The 17,369-nt window shown below is 64.4% G+C and carries 19 protein-coding genes; 4 read left to right on the top strand and 15 right to left on the bottom strand.

The annotated features are described in order from the left end of the window. Nucleotides 1-224: 224 nt before the first annotated feature. Nucleotides 225-1,151: a cytochrome c gene (locus tag C995_RS0107325; protein WP_026279006.1), complete on the bottom strand. Its 927-nt coding sequence runs from the start codon at nucleotides 1,149-1,151 to the stop codon at nucleotides 225-227. Between the two features lie 3 nt (nucleotides 1,152-1,154). After that, nucleotides 1,155-1,622, bottom strand: a complete 468-nt coding sequence (locus C995_RS0107330) for a cytochrome c (RefSeq protein ID WP_026279007.1) — start codon at nucleotides 1,620-1,622, stop codon at nucleotides 1,155-1,157. A gap of 228 nt (nucleotides 1,623-1,850) precedes the next feature. Here C995_RS0107330 and C995_RS0107335 point away from each other — a divergent pair, with 228 nt between their 5' ends. Beyond that, nucleotides 1,851-2,528 carry an L-fuculose-phosphate aldolase gene (locus C995_RS0107335; RefSeq protein ID WP_018864306.1) on the top strand — a complete coding sequence of 226 codons (678 nt, stop codon included), beginning with the start codon at nucleotides 1,851-1,853 and terminating at the stop codon, nucleotides 2,526-2,528. Nucleotide 2,529: 1 nt separating this feature from the next. Here C995_RS0107335 and C995_RS0107340 read toward each other — a convergent pair whose 3' ends face one another. Beyond that, nucleotides 2,530-3,078, bottom strand: a complete 549-nt coding sequence (locus C995_RS0107340) for an NUDIX domain-containing protein (protein WP_018864307.1) — start codon at nucleotides 3,076-3,078, stop codon at nucleotides 2,530-2,532. A 111-nt stretch (nucleotides 3,079-3,189) separates the two neighbouring features. On the opposite strand from C995_RS0107340, the gene hspQ reads away from it, so the two are divergent. The 3 genes from hspQ to C995_RS0107355 are packed head-to-tail and all read left to right on the top strand — an operon-like array spanning nucleotide 3,190 to nucleotide 5,935. After that, nucleotides 3,190-3,510 (top strand): heat shock protein HspQ, encoded by a 321-nt coding sequence (gene hspQ / locus C995_RS0107345; RefSeq protein ID WP_018864308.1) that lies wholly within the window; start codon nucleotides 3,190-3,192, stop codon nucleotides 3,508-3,510. Between the two features lie 41 nt (nucleotides 3,511-3,551). Further along, nucleotides 3,552-5,237, top strand: a complete 1,686-nt coding sequence (gene ilvD / locus C995_RS0107350) for a dihydroxy-acid dehydratase (protein ID WP_018864309.1) — start codon at nucleotides 3,552-3,554, stop codon at nucleotides 5,235-5,237. Nucleotides 5,238-5,248: 11 nt separating this feature from the next. Further along, nucleotides 5,249-5,935, top strand: a complete 687-nt coding sequence (locus tag C995_RS0107355; protein WP_018864310.1) for a rhomboid family intramembrane serine protease — start codon at nucleotides 5,249-5,251, stop codon at nucleotides 5,933-5,935. A gap of 4 nt (nucleotides 5,936-5,939) precedes the next feature. On the opposite strand, the gene galU is transcribed toward C995_RS0107355, so the two are convergent. The 12 genes from galU to pheA form a co-directional block, all read right to left on the bottom strand. Further along, nucleotides 5,940-6,830 (bottom strand): UTP--glucose-1-phosphate uridylyltransferase GalU, encoded by an 891-nt coding sequence (galU, locus tag C995_RS0107360; RefSeq protein ID WP_018864311.1) that lies wholly within the window; start codon nucleotides 6,828-6,830, stop codon nucleotides 5,940-5,942. 55 nt (nucleotides 6,831-6,885) lie between these two features. Further along, entirely contained in the window at nucleotides 6,886-7,170 is a 285-nt protein-coding gene (locus C995_RS0107365) for a ComEA family DNA-binding protein (protein ID WP_018864312.1), read from the bottom strand. Nucleotides 7,171-7,232: 62 nt separating this feature from the next. Further along, nucleotides 7,233-7,964 (bottom strand): orotidine-5'-phosphate decarboxylase, encoded by a 732-nt coding sequence (gene pyrF, locus C995_RS0107370; protein WP_026279008.1) that lies wholly within the window; start codon nucleotides 7,962-7,964, stop codon nucleotides 7,233-7,235. A 23-nt stretch (nucleotides 7,965-7,987) separates the two neighbouring features. Beyond that, complete coding sequence (locus C995_RS0107375; RefSeq protein WP_018864314.1) at nucleotides 7,988-9,214, bottom strand: tetratricopeptide repeat protein; 1,227 nt, start codon at nucleotides 9,212-9,214, stop codon at nucleotides 7,988-7,990. 221 nt (nucleotides 9,215-9,435) lie between these two features. Further along, nucleotides 9,436-9,753 carry a lipopolysaccharide assembly LapA domain-containing protein gene (locus tag C995_RS0107380; RefSeq protein ID WP_018864315.1) on the bottom strand — a complete coding sequence of 106 codons (318 nt, stop codon included), beginning with the start codon at nucleotides 9,751-9,753 and terminating at the stop codon, nucleotides 9,436-9,438. A 5-nt stretch (nucleotides 9,754-9,758) separates the two neighbouring features. After that, nucleotides 9,759-10,055, bottom strand: a complete 297-nt coding sequence (locus C995_RS0107385) for an integration host factor subunit beta (RefSeq protein WP_018864316.1) — start codon at nucleotides 10,053-10,055, stop codon at nucleotides 9,759-9,761. Nucleotides 10,056-10,154: 99 nt separating this feature from the next. Further along, complete coding sequence (gene rpsA, locus C995_RS0107390) at nucleotides 10,155-11,825, bottom strand: 30S ribosomal protein S1 (RefSeq protein ID WP_018864317.1); 1,671 nt, start codon at nucleotides 11,823-11,825, stop codon at nucleotides 10,155-10,157. A gap of 82 nt (nucleotides 11,826-11,907) precedes the next feature. Further along, a complete protein-coding gene (cmk, locus tag C995_RS0107395; RefSeq protein WP_018864318.1) occupies nucleotides 11,908-12,615 on the bottom strand; it encodes a (d)CMP kinase in 708 nt (235 codons plus the stop codon). Beyond that, nucleotides 12,612-13,916 (bottom strand): 3-phosphoshikimate 1-carboxyvinyltransferase, encoded by a 1,305-nt coding sequence (aroA, locus tag C995_RS0107400; protein ID WP_018864319.1) that lies wholly within the window; start codon nucleotides 13,914-13,916, stop codon nucleotides 12,612-12,614. The genes cmk and aroA overlap by 4 nt, the downstream gene beginning before the upstream one ends. A gap of 3 nt (nucleotides 13,917-13,919) precedes the next feature. Beyond that, nucleotides 13,920-14,801 carry a prephenate dehydrogenase/arogenate dehydrogenase family protein gene (locus tag C995_RS0107405; protein WP_018864320.1) on the bottom strand — a complete coding sequence of 294 codons (882 nt, stop codon included), beginning with the start codon at nucleotides 14,799-14,801 and terminating at the stop codon, nucleotides 13,920-13,922. Next, nucleotides 14,798-15,955, bottom strand: a complete 1,158-nt coding sequence (gene hisC / locus C995_RS0107410; RefSeq protein ID WP_018864321.1) for a histidinol-phosphate transaminase — start codon at nucleotides 15,953-15,955, stop codon at nucleotides 14,798-14,800. Before hisC ends, C995_RS0107405 begins: the two co-directional genes overlap by 4 nt. 297 nt (nucleotides 15,956-16,252) lie before the next feature. Next, a complete protein-coding gene (pheA, locus tag C995_RS0107415) occupies nucleotides 16,253-17,335 on the bottom strand; it encodes a prephenate dehydratase (RefSeq protein WP_018864322.1) in 1,083 nt (360 codons plus the stop codon). Between the last annotated feature and the right edge of the window lie 34 nt (nucleotides 17,336-17,369).

Below are 17,369 nucleotides of genomic sequence, written 5' to 3' on the forward strand. Positions count from 1 at the left end.
CCTGCAACTCATGGAAAACATTGTTCGGCTGCCCGTTGTTGATCAAAAACGAGCGCACACACGGTGCGGCGCCTTGTTCGCGCGCGAAAGCGACCCGAGCGTGCAGATTTATGAGTGCTCCCCGAGGTCGGCGGTTCGATCGAGCCCGTCCCGGGGAGCCAGACAAAGATGCAGGGCAGGTCTGCGATGCAGCCTGGCCCTCTTTCGTACATCCGTCGTCTCGCTCAATCCGGTTCGTGCTCGATGGGCTCCAGCGAACGCAGATAGACGGCAATCGCGCGACGATCTTCTTCGCTCAGGTAGGAGGTCCCGTGATCGATGACATCGGCCATGCCGCCGCCGGCGAAGTCACCGTCGCGCGTCAGGCCCATTTCCAGGTAGCGGGCGATATGGCGTTCGCCCCAGCGTCCGACCCCGGTCTCGCGGTCCGGGGTGATATTCCCGGCCACATCCCCATCCGGCAGACGCGCCCCGGCACCGAGACGCTCCATCTCCAGGCCGCCCGTGCGGGTGCGCGGAGTGTGGCATTCCATACAGTGCCCAAGCGCCAGGACCAGGTAGGCCCCGCGGTTCCACTGGTCGGATTCATCGGGGGCTGGCTCGAACGTGCCCGGCTCGAAATGCAGCCACTTCCAGCCCATAAGCGACGGGCGGAAGCGGGCGAACCAGACCAGCTCGTGCGGCGTGTTTTCCTTTGCTACCGGCTCGACCTCGGACTGCAGGAAGGCCCACAGGGCCTCGACATCCTCGGACTTCATCTGGGTATACGAGGTAAACGGAAACGCCGGATAGTAATGCTGCCCGTTCGGAGCCCGGCCTTCCCGAAGGGCCCGCTTGAAATCGTCCTGCGACCATCCCCCGATGCCGTGTTCATCGTCCGGTGTGATGTTCGGGCCATAGAACACGCCAAAGGGGCTCTCGATCGGACGGCCTCCGGCCAGGAACTCGCCGTCCTCCGCGGTATGACAGGTGACACACCCCCCTGCCCGCAGCACGTATTCGCCGTAGGCGATACGCGCCTCCTCGCCCGCCTCGGGGTCCAGCCCTCCGATCGAGATCTCGGCCTGGGCTGGCAGGGCCCCGGCCACACCCGCAAGACAGAGGACCGACAGCCAGGCTGACGGCCCTCTTTCAACCCAACCCCTTACCACCGGTCAGTCGCGGCGGAAGTCGTCGTGGCAGGCCTGGCAGGACTGTCCCAGGTTGCGGAACCGAATCGGGTATTCGTCCTCGTCGCCCGCCTCAACCGTGGCATGCAGGGCTTCCACGGCCTCGCGCGTATCGTTGGCCAGTTCGACGAAACGGTCCCAGTCCTCCCAGATTTCTTCCTTGGCATCGGTATCGGGGAAGTCACTGCCCTCCGGGAACAGCGCCGGGATATCCTCGGTCAGTTCCATCAGCTGGCTGGTATGTATTTTCAGGTTGTCGCGGAAATCCGCACCGTCGACGACGACGGCGGCAAAGGCCCCGACATTACCGCCAATCGCCCGCATGACGCCCTGGCGGTAATCAATGGTGGCCTCGTGCTCGTCAAAGGCGTGCACCGAATGTACAGCACCCAGACCCAGTGCCAGTGCGCCGGCCACAGAAGCCGCGGTCAAAAAACGAAATGTTCTTTTCATTGGGTGTCCTCCCTGTTCAAGGAACGAAGCGATCGCCGCGCGCCGTGCGCGGTCCGTCAGATACAGCCTTGAATATAGATCGTCGGCGAGCGTTCATGCCATACCTTCCATAACGCCTTGCTCACGCTGGACCCAGGTAATTGACCCTGCGAAATGGCGGATTTTCCCCGCGTCATGCGGAAGGTGATCCGCGATACAATCCGCCCTTTGTCCCGCCCCCGGACTGCGATGACTGACACGGACTTCCCCGCCGCCGATGAATCCGCGCTACGCCAGGCGATTATCGACACCGCGCTCGAGACCAACCGACGGGGCCTGAACCAGGGCACCTCGGGGAACGTCAGCGCGCGCCTGGGGGATGGCATGCTGATTACCCCGTCCGGTGTGCCCTATGAAGCCCTGCGCCCCGAAGATCTGGTCGTGGTCGATGCACAGGGGCACTGGTCTGATCACCAGAAGCCTTCCAGCGAGTGGCATTTTCATCGAGCGATCCTCCAGGCGCGACCGGAGCTGAACGCCGTGGTGCATGTCCACTCGACCTACGCCAGCGTCGTGGCGATTCAGGGGCGTGATATCCCCGCCCTGCACTACATGGTGGCGGCTGCCGGGGGGAATTCGATCCGTTGTGCCCCCTATGCCACGTTTGGCACGGAGCAACTGTCACGCTACGCGGTGGACGCGCTTCGGGATCGCCTCGCATGTCTGCTGGCCAACCACGGCATGCTTGCGACAGGGCCGGATCTCGCGCGGGCCCTGTGGCTGACCGAGGAAGTCGAGCTGCTTGCGCAGCAGTACGTGCTGAGCCTGCAGATCGGGGGTCCGCAGCTGCTGAACGACGAGGAGATGGAGCGCGTGCTGGAGAAATTCCGGGATTACGGGCCGTCCCGGCCCGCGCAAGACAGCTGAGCTACAACCCGCCCAGCGGGCTCGCGGACTCCGGGGCACCCAGGGGGGCAAATTCGGTCAGGTGGCGGGTTTGCTGATAGTGCCCCAGAGCCCAGGAAACCGACGGAAATGCAAGCTCCCCGGGCAGGTTATTGAACTCGAACAGCGCGACCTCCTGGGACTCCGGCCCGGGGGCGACGTCGTCGCCCAGCAGCTCGGCACGATAGATCATCTGCACCTGTCCGATATGCGGCAGGCTGTAAACCGCAAGCAGGCGATCGATCCGCAGCCTCGCGCGGGCCTCCTCCCAGGCCTCTCGCTCGGCGCCCTGCTCGGTCGACTCGCCAAGCTCCATGTATCCTGCGGGCAGTGTCCAGTGGCCCTTGCGCGGTTCGATGGCCCGGCGGCACAACAGGACCCGCTCGTCCCATATAGCAACGACGCCCACCACAATCCGCGGGTTCTCGTAGTCCACGAAGCCACAGTGACTGCAGATCTTGCGTTCGCGGTCATCATTGTCGGGCACGGCCCGGTGGAATTCGGGGCGGCGGATGCTGGCGTCACGAGACATGGTATACGGTCGCTTTGCGGGTCCATGACCACACACCGGAACGCGAGACCCGGGTGATGGTCTTTTCTGAGAGACACTGAATAATGCACCAACTGCCGCCAGGGGGCAGCGATGACACAGGGAACACGCTTCACCGTGGGTGAACTGGTCCACCATACCAAGTTCGGCTACCGCGGTGTGATCGTCGACGTCGATCCAGTCTACTCCGGCTCGGACGAATGGTATGAAACGGTGGCCAGGAGCCGCCCGCCCAAAGACCAGCCCTGGTACCACGTGCTGGTGGATGGCTACTCCCACAGCACCTATGTGGCCGAGCGTCATCTGGAGCCGGACACCTCCGGCCAGCAGATTGACCATCCGGCGCTGGGTCAGTTCTTCGATCACTTCCTTAACGGGCGTTACTGCCGGGGAAGCAATTCGCGCACCCACTAATCTGGCCCTTCTTGGGGGTCACCAACGGACAGGACGAGTCGATGACCCAGGACAACCGACGCAGCCGCGTCGTCACCGAAGGCCCAAGGCGCACCCCCAATCGCGCCATGCTGCGAGCGGTGGGCTTCGGGGACGAGGACTTCCAGCGCCCCATCGTCGGCATCGCAAATGCCCACAGCACCATTACCCCCTGCAACATCGGGATCGGCACGCTGGCCGAACGGGCCGAGCGGGCCGTGCGCCAGGCTGGAGGAATGCCTCAGACGTTCGGCACCATCACGATCTCTGACGGCATCTCAATGGGCACGCCCGGCATGAAGTACTCGTTGGTGTCGCGCGAGGTCATTGCGGATGCGATCGAGACCGTGGTCAACGGACAAAGTCTTGACGGCTTGCTGGCCACCGGCGGCTGCGACAAGAACATGCCGGGGGCCATGATGGCGATCGCCCGGCTTAACGTTCCGGCGATCTTTGTCTACGGGGGCACCATCAAGCCGGGACACTACAAGGGACAGGATCTGACGATCGTCAGTGCATTCGAGGCGGTCGGCCAGCACGGAGCCGGGAAGCTGTCCGATGAAGACCTGGCCGGGGTGGAGCGCAATGCCTGCCCCGGGGCTGGGTCCTGTGGCGGCATGTTTACGGCCAACACCATGTCCAGCGCCTTCGAGGCTATGGGCATGAGCCTTCCCGGGTCGTCGACGCAGGCGGCGGAGGATCCGGAAAAGGCCGAGTCCGCTGCCCGTTCCGCCGAGGTCCTCCTGGAGGCGATCCACGCCGACCGGAAGCCACGCGACATCCTGACGCGCGAGGCCTTCGAGAATGCCCTGGCGGTGGTGATGGCCGTAGGCGGCTCGACCAACGCGGTGCTCCATCTGCTCGCCATCGCTCATTGCGCGCACGTGCCCTTGAGCCTGGATGACGTCGAGCGCATCCGTCGCCAGACCCCGGTTCTGTGCGATCTCAAGCCCTCCGGGCGCTACGTGACCACGGAATTTCACGCCGTGGGCGGGACACCCCAGGTCATGAAGCTTCTCTTGAATGGCGGGCTTCTCCACGGTGACTGTCTGACCATTACCGGCCAGACCCTGAGCGAGGTCCTTGCGGACACGCCCGATGCGCCACCGCCGAATCAGACCATCATCCGTACCCTGGACGCGCCCCTGTACCCGCAAGGACACCTGGCCATTCTCAAGGGCAATCTGGCTCCGGAGGGAGGCGTGGCCAAGATCACCGGGCTCAAGTCCACCTCGATTCGGGGACCGGCACGCGTGTTCGAATCCGAAGAGGCGTGTCTGGACGCGATTCTGGCCGGCGAGATCCGGGCCGGCGACGTCATCGTGGTGCGCCACGAAGGGCCCCGCGGGGGTCCGGGGATGCGCGAGATGCTTGCACCCACGGCCGCGATTATTGGTGCGGGCCTGGGCGACTCCGTCGCGCTGATTACCGATGGACGATTCTCGGGCGGGACCTACGGGCTCGTGGTTGGACATGTGGCCCCCGAGGCGGCACAGGGCGGCCCGATTGCGCTAGTACGCGAGGGCGACGTCATTGAAGTCGATGCCAGCCGCAATCGACTCGCGCTTGAAGTTCCCGAGGACGAACTCGCTCGTCGCCGCAGTGCCTGGCAGGCACCCGCCCCGCGATACGACCGGGGTATCCTCGGCAAATACAGTCGCCAGGTCGGATCCGCCAGTCGCGGCGCGGTCACGGACGATTTCGGCTGATCCCGGTCCGCATGACGCACCCGGACCCTCGCCACCCCGACTTCAGCATGATGCCGCCGGTGATCGGCTTCTTGCTGATCTCCAATGTGGCGCTTTTCCTCGCCCTGCCCTGGCTGGGCGAATGGCTGATGACCCATTTCGCCCTCTGGCCTATCGGCACGCCGTCCATGATCCATCAGGATGGCCAATGGCTTCGCGTCCCCGATTTCCAGCTCTGGCAGCTTCTGACCTACGGCTTCCTGCACGGGGGGCTGATCCATCTGTCGGTGAACATGTTCGCCGTATGGATGCTGGGAGTACAGATCGAAAACGCCTGGGGATCCAGGACCTTTGCGGTTTATTTCCTGATCTGCGTGATTGGCGCCGGGCTGGTTCAACTCGTGGTGACGGCCTATGGCCAGAACGGCATGGTCTACCCGACAGTGGGCGCGTCCGGGGGAGTCTTTGGGGTATTGCTGGCGTTCGGGATGATGTTTCCCAACCAGCGGCTGTACCTGCTCTTCCTTCCGATCCCCATCAAGGCGAAGTATTTCGTGATCGCGTACGGGGCGCTGGAGCTCTATCTGGGCATCTCCGGGACCCTTGCGGGCATAGCGCATTTCGCGCACCTGGGGGGCATGGCATTCGGATTCCTGGCCATCCAGTACTGGCGCGGGAAGCTCCCTGTCCGCCCGCGCCACAGAAGGTTCTGGTGGTGAGGCCTCAGGAGGTGCTGACGCGGGATTTCAGGTAGGCGCCAAAGTCCTCCTTCAGCTCCGGGTGCATCAGCGCGAATTCCACGGTTGCCTCCAGATAGCCCAGCTTGCTCCCGCAGTCGAAACGGCGACCTTCGAAATTCAGTGCCGTTACGCGTTCTTCCTCAAGCAGTTTCGCGATAGCGTCCGTCAGCTGGATCTCGCCCCCGGTCCCTGGCTCCTGTTCGGCCAGCAGCTCGAAGATGCGCGGGGTCAGGATATAGCGGCCCACCACGGCGACATTGGAGGGTGCATCGGCTGGCTGCGGCTTTTCCACAATCCCGCGCACATCCCAGGTCCGCGGGCCCGTTTGCACCGGGTCGATGATGCCGTACTGATGGGTACGATCCGCCGGGACCTCTTCCACGCCCAGCACGCTGCAACCGTGTTCGGCATAGGCATCGACCATCTGCCTGGTGGCGCCACCCTGCTCTTCCTCGATCAGATCGTCCGCCAGGATCACCGCGAAGGGCTCGTTGCGTACCACCGGGCGCGCACAGGCCACCGCATGCCCCAGACCCAGCGCCTCGGCCTGACGCACGTACACGCAGGTCACGTTGGGCGGCACGATGTTGCGCACTTTTTCCAGCATCTCGGTCTTGCCGCGTTCTTCAAGCTCCGTTTCAAGCTCGTAGGCCTTGTCGAAGTGATCGGGGATGGAACGCTTGTTGCGACCAGTCACGAACACCAAGGTCTCGATGCCCGCCCGCACGGCCTCCTCGGCCGCGTACTGAATCAGCGGCTTGTCCACGATGGGAAGCATCTCTTTGGGGTTGGCCTTGGTGGCCGGCAGAAAGCGGGTGCCCATGCCCGCGACAGGAAAGACGGCGGTACGAATCGGTGGCGTGTTCGGGTTCATCCTGGCTCCAGGTGAGAAAGGACGACGGGGATCGGCCCCGTCGTCCTCGATCGGGCTACTCGACCTCGATGCGGTCGAGGTTCATCTCCACCGTGCGCTCGCCAATGCCGGAGACGTCCGTCAGCGCCTGCACCGAGGCAAACGGACCATGGGCGTCGCGATGCTCGACGATTGCCTCGGCCTTGACCTGTCCGATGTTGTCCAGCGTCGCGAGTTCTTCCGCTGTTGCCGAGTTGACGTTCACCGGCGACTGCCCGCCCGACGCCGTGACCAGCGCCAGCGGCAACACGCACAAGGCGGCGAAGAACCAGCATTTCACACAGTAGATGGCGTTTTTCATGTAACTGCTCCTTGTTGAATGATGACTGGCGCAACCCTTGCGCCATGCTCATCCTAACGGGATCAGTGGTTCTGGAAAACCCTCTCCAGACGAAGTGCAAAATCGTTCGCAGCCGCGGCAGGATCCGCTGCACGGGTGATCGGACGTCCGACGACAATCGCACTGGCGCCAGCCTGGATCGCGCTTTCCGGCGTCATGACCCTGCGCTGATCATCCCCTTCCGCATCCGGAAGGCGGATTCCGGGCGTTACCAGCATCGGGCCCGAACCGAGCTCCTCGCGCAACAGGTGCGCCTCCTGCGCGGAACACACAAGACCCTCGAGACCGGCCTGGGCGATGGCCAGGTTGGCCAGCAGCCGTACCTGTGCCTCGGGATCTCGCTGCACTCCGGTTTCGCGCAGTGTCTGTGCGTCGCTGGAAGTCAGCACAGTCACGCCCAGCACGGCCGTATGATCATTCACCTCGCGTACTGCCTCGTGCGCGGCCTGCATCATCTGCAGCCCGCCGCTGGCGTGGACATTCACGAGCCATACCCCGGTGCGAGCCGCCGCACGACAAGCCGCAGCGACCGTATTCGGGATGTCATGAAACTTGAGATCCAGAAAGACACGAAATCCGAGGTCATGAAGCCTTCCCAGCAGATCCGGCCCGGCCACCACAAACAGCTCAAACCCGACTTTCAGCGCGCAATGGGACGGGTCCAGGCTGCGAGCAAGTGCGACGGCACTCTCGGCCTCGGCAAAATCCAGCGCCACTATCAGCCTGGGGGCTGGTGAATCGACGGCAGTTCGCATGGTTCTCCCCGGTTTAGTGTTGTTCAGTGCGTCCGTTCACGAACGAGGGCATCCTCCGCTTCCTCGGTGGTCGCGTCGAGTTCGAAGTCCAGGCCTCGCAACGTGTCCCAGCGTCTGCAGCTCGGGCATTGCCAGACGTGCGCTCGTCCCTGGTAGCCGCAATTCACGCACTGGTAAAGATGCTGGCTACCCAGCTGGTCCGACAGCGCTTTCTCGAATGCGGCAAATTCGGTGTTGTATTCCTGGACAGCCGGTAGAATCTTCATCCAGCGAACGGCCTCCAGCAAGCCCGACGTTGGCACCGGCCTCTGCGACAAGATCATCCCCAGCTCCGAGAGCGCCGCATCCAGCCGCCCCGTACGCCGGTAGAGGCGCATCAGCGCGATGCGGGCGACCGTGATCCCTCGGCTGCTGGCGAGATCCTCCAGGGTTTGCTCCAGCTGCCCCAGACGATTCTCCCCGGGCAGCGCCTGATGGAGTCGTTCCAGCCGCGGCACGACCAGCGGCGCGAGTTGCGGCGTACGTGCCACCGCTTCGCGACCGTGGGCAATGGCATCCGGGATCCGGTCTTCGCGTTCCGCAATCTCGGCCTGGATCAACAACGCGCGTGACAGCCCGGGCACCTCGCCCTCGGCCTGTGTCGCACGCTCGGCCGCTGTAGCGCGATCACCCGCATCCAGGGCGATGGTAGCCAGCTCACAGTGATAATGTGCGATCCGCAGATTCTCATTCGGCACGCCATGCGACTTCAGGCGTGTGCCAACCTCGATCGCCCGCTCCCACTCGCGTTGCGTCTCGTATACGTGCTGGAGCCCCTTCAAGGCTCTGACCGCCTGATGCGGCGAGTCCGCGAGTTCCCGAAAAACCGCCTCGGCCCGGTCGAGCACCCCGGCCAGCAGGAAGTCCTGGCCCAACTCGCACAGCGCTTGTGCCCGCTGTTCATCCTTCAGCGAAGGACGGGCCACCAGGTTCTGGTGAATCCGGATCGCGCGGTCCACCTCGCCCCGCCGCCGGAACAGACGACCGAGGATCACGTGCGTCTCGAAAGTTTCGTGATCCACCTCCACCATCTCGATGAAGGCCTGAAGCGCATCATCTGTACGGTCGTCCAGCAAGTACCGGACCCCCTCCAGGTAGCGATTAAGAGAGGGTTCCTGATCCGGCTGGTCTTCCGTATGGACACGGCGTGCAACCCACCATCCGCTGGCGGCAGCCAGCGGCAACAACAACCAGAACCAGTCGTTGATCACGAGATTGCCCCGGGCACGGCGATTGCTGCCTGTGCAGGTGCATGGCCGGCGCGGCGTCGAGTGAGGAGCTCGTTCATGAGCGGGGATACTGTGGCACGGTCGATCTGCGTTGTGCAGCGTGCTTGCGGGGTTTGTATCGCACGACTATACGACGTTCACCGCACATCGTCTGCGGACAGAATCGACTCGGGTGCAGGCCTGTGCATTTGATCAGGGTTTCCCTAGTAGAAATCCCGCATGGGGGCGGTACGCATCTGCTCGACCTCGGTCTTCAAGGCCCGGTTCTCCGCTCGCAGGTCCGCGACCTTCTGATTCAGCCGGCGAATCCGTACCCAGAAGATGGAAGCCGTAATCACGACACCGACCAGCGCCGAGATACCGAGCAAGAACACCAGGGGTGCCTGTACATCCGTCCACGGAAGGCTCAGGGTGACATGGCCTTCGTTGAACACGACAAGAATGCCGATCGCCGAGGAAATCACGATCAGCAAGACGAACGCGAGTACGTTGCGTACCTGCTGGCGCCGTCGATCGGACATCCCGGCTACTCGTCGGCAACCGCGGGTGTATTTACCCGTTCACGCAGTTCCTTGCCGGGCTTGAAGTGCGGGACATGCTTGCCAGGTAGCGCTACCGCGTCACCCGTCTTGGGGTTGCGGCCTAGCCGTGGCGGCCGGAAATGCAGCGAGAAGCTCCCAAAGCCGCGAATCTCCACTCGCTGACCATTCGCCAGGGCCTGACTCATGCGTTCCAGCAACGCCTTCACGCACATCTCGACATCCCGTGCGGGCAAGTGAGGCGATTTCTGGGCGAGGCTTTCGATCAATTCCGATTTGGTCATCTGACGCTCGTCGCAGACAGGAGAAAAGGTTCCGCAGTACGCGGATAAAAAACAGTCCACGGCATCCCCATGGACACCGTGGACTTTATTGTGACGGACTTAGTCGTTCTTGCCCATCTGTTCCTTCAGCAGATCGCCCAGGGAGGTCGTCGCGCTCCCGGTGGCAGAATAGTCCGACATCATCTCCGCCTCTTCGGCGCGGTCCTTCGCCTTGATGGAAAGGCTGATCGCGCGGGTCTTCTTGTCCACACCCATGAACTTGGCCTCGACTTCGTCGCCTACGTTCAGGACGGTACGCGCATCCTCCACGCGATCCTGGGAGATGTCGGCTGCACGCAGGATGCCATCGATGCCGTCGGCCAGTTCGATCACGGCGGCCTTGGCGTCCACTTCCTTGACCGTGCCCTTCACGATGCTGCCCTTGCTGTGCTCGGCCACGAAGTTGGCGAACGGGTCGCGGTCCAGCTGCTTCAGGCCCAGCGAGATGCGTTCGCGCTCCGGATCCACGGACAGGACCACGGCCTCGACCTCGTCGCCCTTCTTGAAGTTGCGGATCGCCTCTTCACCCGGCTCGTGCCAGGACAGGTCGGACAGGTGGATCAGGCCGTCGATACCGCCGTCCAGGCCAACAAACACGCCGAAGTCGGTGATCGACTTGATCTGGCCACGGACCTTCTCGCCACGGTTGTGGTTGGCGGCGAAGTCGTCCCACGGGTTGGACTGGCACTGCTTCATGCCCAGCGAGATGCGGCGGCGCTCTTCGTCCAGGTCCAGGATCATCACCTCGACCTCGTCGCCGATGGCCACGACCTTCCCCGGATTGACGTTCTTGTTGGTCCAGTCCATCTCGGACACGTGCACCAGGCCTTCCACGCCGTCTTCGATTTCGACGAAGCAACCGTAGTCGGTGATGTTGGTGACCTTGCCGAAGATGCGGGTGCCGGTCGGGTAGCGGCGGGTGATGTTCTCCCACGGGTCCTCGCCCAGCTGCTTGAGGCCCAGCGAGACACGCATGCGCTCGCGGTCGAACTTGAGCACCTTGACCTCGACTTCCTGACCGATTTCAACGACATCGGACGGATGCTTCACGCGCTTCCAGGCCATGTCGGTGATGTGCAGCAGGCCGTCGATGCCGCCCAGGTCGAGGAACGCGCCGTAGTCGGTGAGGTTCTTCACGATGCCCTTGACGACCGCGCCTTCCTGCAGGTTCTTCAGCAGTTCCTCGCGCTCGGCGCTGTATTCCTGCTCGACCACCGCACGGCGGGAGACGACCACGTTGTTGCGGCGCCGGTCCAGCTTGATCAGCTTGAACTCCAGCTCCTTGCCTTCCAGATACGCGGTGTCGCGTACCGGACGGACATCCACGAGTGAACCCGGCAGGAACGCCCGGATATCGCCCAGCTCGACGGTGTAACCGCCCTTGACCTTGCCGGAGATCTTGCCGGTGACGTACTGCTCTTCTTCCATCGCACCTTCAAGACGGTCCCAGGCCTTGGCCCGCTTGGCCTTCTCGCGCGACATGCGCGTCTCGCCGAAACCGTCTTCCGGGGTCTCGAGGGCCACTTCGACGACATCGCCGACCTGGACCTCGAGCTCACCCTCGTCGTTCATGAACTGCTCGGTGGGGATGACCCCCTCGGACTTCAGGCCGGCGTTCACCACGACCACATCCGGGGTTACCTCAATGACGGTGGCACTGAGGATGGCACCCGGCTGCATCTGGGTGTAGGCCATGCTCTCTTCGAGCAGTTGCGCGAAACTTTCACTCATGGATTTAAAAACCTGTGATTAAACAAACTCCTGCAGAAACTTCCTACAAGAGGGTTTGAACGTTAATGAACCCGCTTCGAGGCTATCCCTCGATTCGGGGGCTTTTTTCCGGGAGTACGTCCCGGAGGCGCTCCAGGATCATGTCCACCACGCTGACGATGTCGAGTTCCGTGGTATCCAGCACCCAGGCATCTTCGGCGGGCTTGAGGGGGGCCACGCTACGCTCGCGGTCACGGCGGTCGCGCGCCTCCATCTCGTCCCGAAGGGCAGAAAGATTAGCACTAAGTCCTTGTTCCTTCAACTGCATGTAACGCCGACGCGCCCTTTCCTCCGCGGAGGCCGTGAGGAAGATCTTGAGGTCCGCATCCGGGAACACCACGGTGCCCATGTCACGCCCGTCCGCGACCAGCCCCGGGGCCTGTGCAAAACCCCGCTGGCGATCCAGCAACGCCTCGCGTACCGCAGGTAGCGCGGCGACTTGCGAGGCATCAGAACCGGCCTGTTCGGTGCGCAGCAGAACGTCCACCGGCTGACCTTCGAGCAGGGTCGTCACCCGCGTGGCGTCGCGGTCGATTTCGAAGCTGACATCCAGGGATGCGGCCAGGTGTTCCAGACCGGCAATATCGGTCAACTCGACCCCATGCTGGCGGGCGGCCAGGCCCAGCAGTCGGTACAGGGCCCCGCTGTCGAGCAGGTGCCAGCCCATCGCCGCGGCGACACGCATGCATACGGTCCCCTTGCCGGCCCCACCCGGGCCGTCGATGGTCAGCACCGGGATTTCCGCCGTCATGCCGCCTCCAGCGACAGGCCGGCGGCGCGGGCCAGATCCACGAACCCCGGGAAGGACGTGGCTACATTCGCGCAGTCGCGGATACGTATCGGGGCACTGGCCCGCAGCCCCGCCATCGCGAACGACATCGCGATCCGGTGGTCGCCATGGCTGTCGACCTCTCCGCCGGAAAAGCCCTCGCCACCCTGGATGCGAATCCCGTCAGGCTGCACCGTACACTGCACACCCAGGGCCTGAAGGCCGTCGGCCATCACCTGGATGCGGTCACTCTCCTTGACCCGCAGTTCTTCCGCGCCGGTCAGCACTGTCTCGCCCTCGGCGCAGGCCGCCGCGACGAAGATGGCCGGGAATTCGTCGATCGCCAGCGGCACCAGCTCGGTCGGGATGTGGATCCCCTTGAGGCGGGTGGCGTGCACCTCGATGTCAGCCACCGGTTCTCCGCCGGCTTCGCGCTCGTTTTCCACCCGGATGTCCGCACCCATCAGGCGCAGGATGTCGATCACGCCGGTCCGGGTCGGGTTGATGCCCACATGCTCCAGGCGCATCTGCGAGCCCGTCGCGATGCTGGCTCCCACCAGAAAAAACGCGGCCGAGGAGATGTCCGCCGGGACATCCACGGAACTTGCCTGCAGGCGCCCGCCCCCGGTGACGCAGGCCTTCGGGCCATCCCGCGTCACGACGCAGCCGAAGCCATTCAGCATGCGCTCAGTGTGATCCCGAGTGGGCGCGGGTTCCGTGACGCAGGTCGGTCCTTCTGCCCAGAGACCCGCCAGCAGGATCGCGGACTTGACCTGTGCGCTGGCGACCTCCAGCACATGATCGGTACCCCGCAGGGGCGCACCGCCACGGATACGCAGGGGCGGCGTACCCGCCTCGCTGGTCTCGATCTGCGCACCCATGCGGGCCAGGGGCTCCGTGACACGGCGCATCGGACGACGGGTCAGGGATTCATCGCCAATCAGTTCGCTATCGAACGACTGCCCGGCGAGCACCCCGCACAGCAGCCGCATGGCCGTTCCGGAGTTGCCCATGTCCAGCGGACGATCCGGCGCCCGAAGGCCCTGCAGGCCCCGCCCCTGGATCACGACCTCGCCGGGACCCTTGCGCTCGATCGGCACGCCCATCGCCCGAAACGCCTCCAGCGTCGCCAGGCAATCGGCCCCTTCGAGAAAGCCGCTGACGCGGGTTTCGCCCTCGGCCAGCGCACCCAGCATGATCGAGCGATGGGAAATGGACTTGTCGCCCGGCACGCGGGCCGCACCGGAGAGCGTGCCCCCCGGCTGTACGGTAAAGGTGTTCATGTCTCAGGTATCCAGTTGTGCGTCCGCCGGGTCGCAAAAGCGGTCCCGGGTTTCCTTTGCATGCCGAAAGCGGGCTTCGATCGCGGGCCCGTCGGCGGACTCGATCATCCCACGCAGTTGTTCCAGGTCACCCTGATAGCGCTCGATCACCTCGAGGATCGCCGCGCGGTTGGCCAGACAGATATCGCGCCAGACCACCGGGTCCGACGAGGCAATGCGGGTGAAGTCGCGAAACCCGCCCGCGGCATAATGAAAGATCTCGTCGCGTTCGCTCATGTCCGACAGCGACGCCACCAGCGTGTAGGCCAGCACGTGCGGCAGGTGGCTCGTGGCCGCGAGGACCCGATCATGGTGGGCGGGCGTCATGAACTCCACCCGCGCCCCGGTCGCCTGCCACATCTGTGCAATGCGATCACTGGCCAGCGGATTCGTCGCATCCGCCGGGGTCAGGATCACCAGCCGGTCCCGAAACAGGCGGGGAAAAGCGGCCGCTACCCCGCTTTTCTCGGTCCCGGCGATCGGGTGTCCGGGCACGAACTGGCGTGGCGTGGTGCCGAAGCCCTCGGTCACGGCATCGATCACGGCCTGCTTGCTCGAGCCGACATCGGTCAACGGGCTGTCCTCCGGCCACCAGCCGGCCAGGTCGCGCGCCAGCGGCCCCATCGCCCCCAGAGGCACCGCCAGTACACCGATGTCCGCCCCTTCCGCGGCCTCTGCCACAGAGGTCGTCCAGCGATCGATCACGCCCAGGCGCTGCGCCTCGCGCAGGTTGTCTGCATTGCGCGAACAGCCCACGATCTCGCGTACAGCACCCGCCTCGCGCAAGGCGAGCGCGAGCGAGCCACCGATCAGGCCGACCCCGAAGATGACCAGCCGCTCGATCATGCCAGGGCCCGATCCAGTGCCTGCAGGAAACGTTCGTTGTCCTCGGCCGTGGAGACCGTCACCCGCAGATGTCCGGGCAGCCCGTAGTTCTCCACCGGTCGAGTGATCACGCCTTCGCGCTGCAGCGCCTCGAACACCGCCCCCGCATCACGTCCGGTGTCAAAGGTGATGAAGTTGCCCACCGAAGGGATTACACGAAGTCCCCGCTCGCGCAAGCCTTCGCCCAGTTGCACCAGGCCCTCGCGATTCACGCGCACCGAACGCTCGATGTGCGATGAGTCCCCCAGCGCCGCCAATCCCGCAGCCTGGGCAAGCGCATTCACATTGAACGGCTGGCGCACGCGATTGAGCAGTTCCGCAACCGCGGGCGAGCTGATGGAATACCCCAGGCGCAGGCCGGCAAGGCCCTGAATCTTGGAGAACGTGCGGGTCACGATGAGATTGGGGTAGCGCGAAACCCATTGGGTGGTGTCGGGATAGTCGTGTTGCTCGACGTATTCCGCGTAGGCCTCGTCGATCACCACCAGCGTGGTGGCCGGCATCGCCGCCACAAACGCCTCCAGCGCCGAACGCCCGACCCAGGTCCCGGTCGGGTTATTCGGATTGGCGACGAACACCACCCGCACGGTGTCATCCACGGCCTTCTGCATCCCCGCCAGATCATGCCCGTAGGGCTGCTCCAGGTCGGTCGCCGGCAGGGCATCGACCACGCGCGCCTCCGCCCCCACCGCCTGCGTGACCAGCGGGTAGACGGCAAAGGCATGAGCCGAAAAGACCGAGACCCGACCGGGCGCCAGCCACGCACGCGCAATCAGCTCCAGGATCTCGTTGGACCCGTTTCCAAGGGTAATGGCGTCCGGTTCGACACCATGCCGGGTGGCCAGCGCGGCCTTCAGTTCGAACCCTGCCCCATCGGGATAGATGTGGGCCTCGCTCATCGCCGCGCGCGCGGCCTCCACCGCCTGGGGCGAGGGCCCCAGCGGATTCTCGTTGGAGGCCATCTTGATCGCCTGCCGGATGCCCAGCTCCCGCTCCAGCGCCGCGACCGGCTTGCCCGGCTGATAGGGCGTCAGGCCCCGAACGCCATCCACGGCGAGCGCGGCGGCATCAAAGCCACCCGGGTTCGTATCGGACACGGGGTTGCGTGAAACCATGGAGTACCTCGATTAGGGGAACACTGATTCATGCACGCGCTCGCGCTCGAGTCGCTTTTGCGTGCGAACAAGGCGCGGTGACCGCCGTGCAGTCATTCTGCACAAGGGAGCCGCAACGCAGTTCCCACGCCCGTTTTTGATAACAACGGGCGGCCGAGCCCCTTGGGGTTGGTGCCCCAGGTTCCCCGATCCTGCGTTGCGGTCCTTGCCGGTAGAACCACTACCGGCTGCGCACCGCGCCTTGTCTCGGAAAACCTGGGGTATCAACGCGAACGTGTGCATGAATCAGTGTTCCCCTCAGGTAGCGGCCTGAGGATAGCTCCCCAGCACCTTGACGGTATCGGCGGTCTCGCGCAGCTGCTCCAGACAATCGCGGATCGCCGGATCCTTCTGGTGCCCCACCAGATCGAGGAAGAACACATAGGTCCACTGAGTGCAGCGCGAGGGGCGCGACTCGATCCGAGTCAGGCTGATGCCGGCCTCGGCGATCGGCTTGAGCAGTGCATACAGCGAGCCCGGGCGGTTGGCCGTACTCAGCATGATCGAGGTCCGATCCGCGCCACTCGGCTCGGTCGCCGCGGTGCCGATAATCAGAAAACGCGTGGTGTTGTCCGCGCGATCCTCGACATGCTGCACCCGCAGGGGAACGCCATAGTGCTCGGCGGCCACGCGGCTGGCGATTGCCGCGCTTTCCGGGTCTTTGGCCGCCACCTCCGCCGCCCGTGCGTTGGAGGACACCGCCTCGCGCTCCGCATGCGGCAGGTGCGTATCCAGCCACTGCCGGCACTGGGCCAGCGCCTGGGCATGCGCGCGGACGCGGCGAATCTGGCTCAGGTCTTCCGCCTGCGCGAGCAGGTGATGATGGATCGGTGTCACCACCTCGCCACAGATCTGCAGCGTGGAGTCCATGAAGCAGTCCACGGTGTGGGTGACCACCCCCTCGGAGCTGTTCTCGATCGGCACCACACCAAAATGGGCGCGCCCAGCTTCGACTGCGCCAAATACCTGATCGATCGAGGTCAGCGGGGTCGCCTCCACCGCGTGACCAAAGTGTTTGCGCGCCGCGAGATGGGTAAACGTCCCCTCGGGGCCCAGGTAGGCGACCGTCAGCGGATGCTCGAGCGCCAGACACTCGGACATGATCTCCCGGAACAGCCGGACGACCGCCTCGCCGGACAACGGCCCGGGGTTTTCGTCGCGCACGCGCCGCAGGATCTCGGCCTCGCGCTCCGGGCGGTAGAAGACCGGGTTCGGCTCGACATCGCGTTTGACTCGCGCCACGGCCTCGGCACAGCGGGCCCGCTCACTGAGCAACTCCAGCAACTGCCCGTCCAGCGCATCGATTCGATTGCGCAAAGACCCGAGGTCTTCCGCCCCCATGGTGGCTCTCGGCGATGACCCCTTCTCTGTCACG

This window comes from Thioalkalivibrio sp. ARh3 (assembly GCF_000377265.1).
Classification (GTDB): domain Bacteria; phylum Pseudomonadota; class Gammaproteobacteria; order Ectothiorhodospirales; family Ectothiorhodospiraceae; genus Thioalkalivibrio; species Thioalkalivibrio thiocyanoxidans.

Coding starts and splice junctions, on each gene's coding strand:
- C995_RS0107355 (WP_018864310.1), top strand. CDS start 5,249: ATGACGCACCCGGACCCTCGCCACCCCGACTTCAGCATGATGCCGCCG.
- C995_RS0107335 (WP_018864306.1), top strand. CDS start 1,851: ATGACTGACACGGACTTCCCCGCCGCCGATGAATCCGCGCTACGCCAG.
- C995_RS0107330 (WP_026279007.1), bottom strand. CDS start 1,622: ATGAAAAGAACATTTCGTTTTTTGACCGCGGCTTCTGTGGCCGGCGCA.
- pheA (WP_018864322.1), bottom strand. CDS start 17,335: ATGGGGGCGGAAGACCTCGGGTCTTTGCGCAATCGAATCGATGCGCTG.
- C995_RS0107365 (WP_018864312.1), bottom strand. CDS start 7,170: ATGAAAAACGCCATCTACTGTGTGAAATGCTGGTTCTTCGCCGCCTTG.
- rpsA (WP_018864317.1), bottom strand. CDS start 11,825: ATGAGTGAAAGTTTCGCGCAACTGCTCGAAGAGAGCATGGCCTACACC.
- pyrF (WP_026279008.1), bottom strand. CDS start 7,964: ATGCGAACTGCCGTCGATTCACCAGCCCCCAGGCTGATAGTGGCGCTG.
- cmk (WP_018864318.1), bottom strand. CDS start 12,615: ATGACGGCGGAAATCCCGGTGCTGACCATCGACGGCCCGGGTGGGGCC.
- C995_RS0107340 (WP_018864307.1), bottom strand. CDS start 3,078: ATGTCTCGTGACGCCAGCATCCGCCGCCCCGAATTCCACCGGGCCGTG.
- aroA (WP_018864319.1), bottom strand. CDS start 13,916: ATGAACACCTTTACCGTACAGCCGGGGGGCACGCTCTCCGGTGCGGCC.
- hisC (WP_018864321.1), bottom strand. CDS start 15,955: ATGGTTTCACGCAACCCCGTGTCCGATACGAACCCGGGTGGCTTTGAT.
- C995_RS0107385 (WP_018864316.1), bottom strand. CDS start 10,055: ATGACCAAATCGGAATTGATCGAAAGCCTCGCCCAGAAATCGCCTCAC.
- C995_RS0107380 (WP_018864315.1), bottom strand. CDS start 9,753: ATGTCCGATCGACGGCGCCAGCAGGTACGCAACGTACTCGCGTTCGTC.
- C995_RS0107405 (WP_018864320.1), bottom strand. CDS start 14,801: ATGATCGAGCGGCTGGTCATCTTCGGGGTCGGCCTGATCGGTGGCTCG.
- ilvD (WP_018864309.1), top strand. CDS start 3,552: ATGACCCAGGACAACCGACGCAGCCGCGTCGTCACCGAAGGCCCAAGG.
- galU (WP_018864311.1), bottom strand. CDS start 6,830: ATGAACCCGAACACGCCACCGATTCGTACCGCCGTCTTTCCTGTCGCG.
- hspQ (WP_018864308.1), top strand. CDS start 3,190: ATGACACAGGGAACACGCTTCACCGTGGGTGAACTGGTCCACCATACC.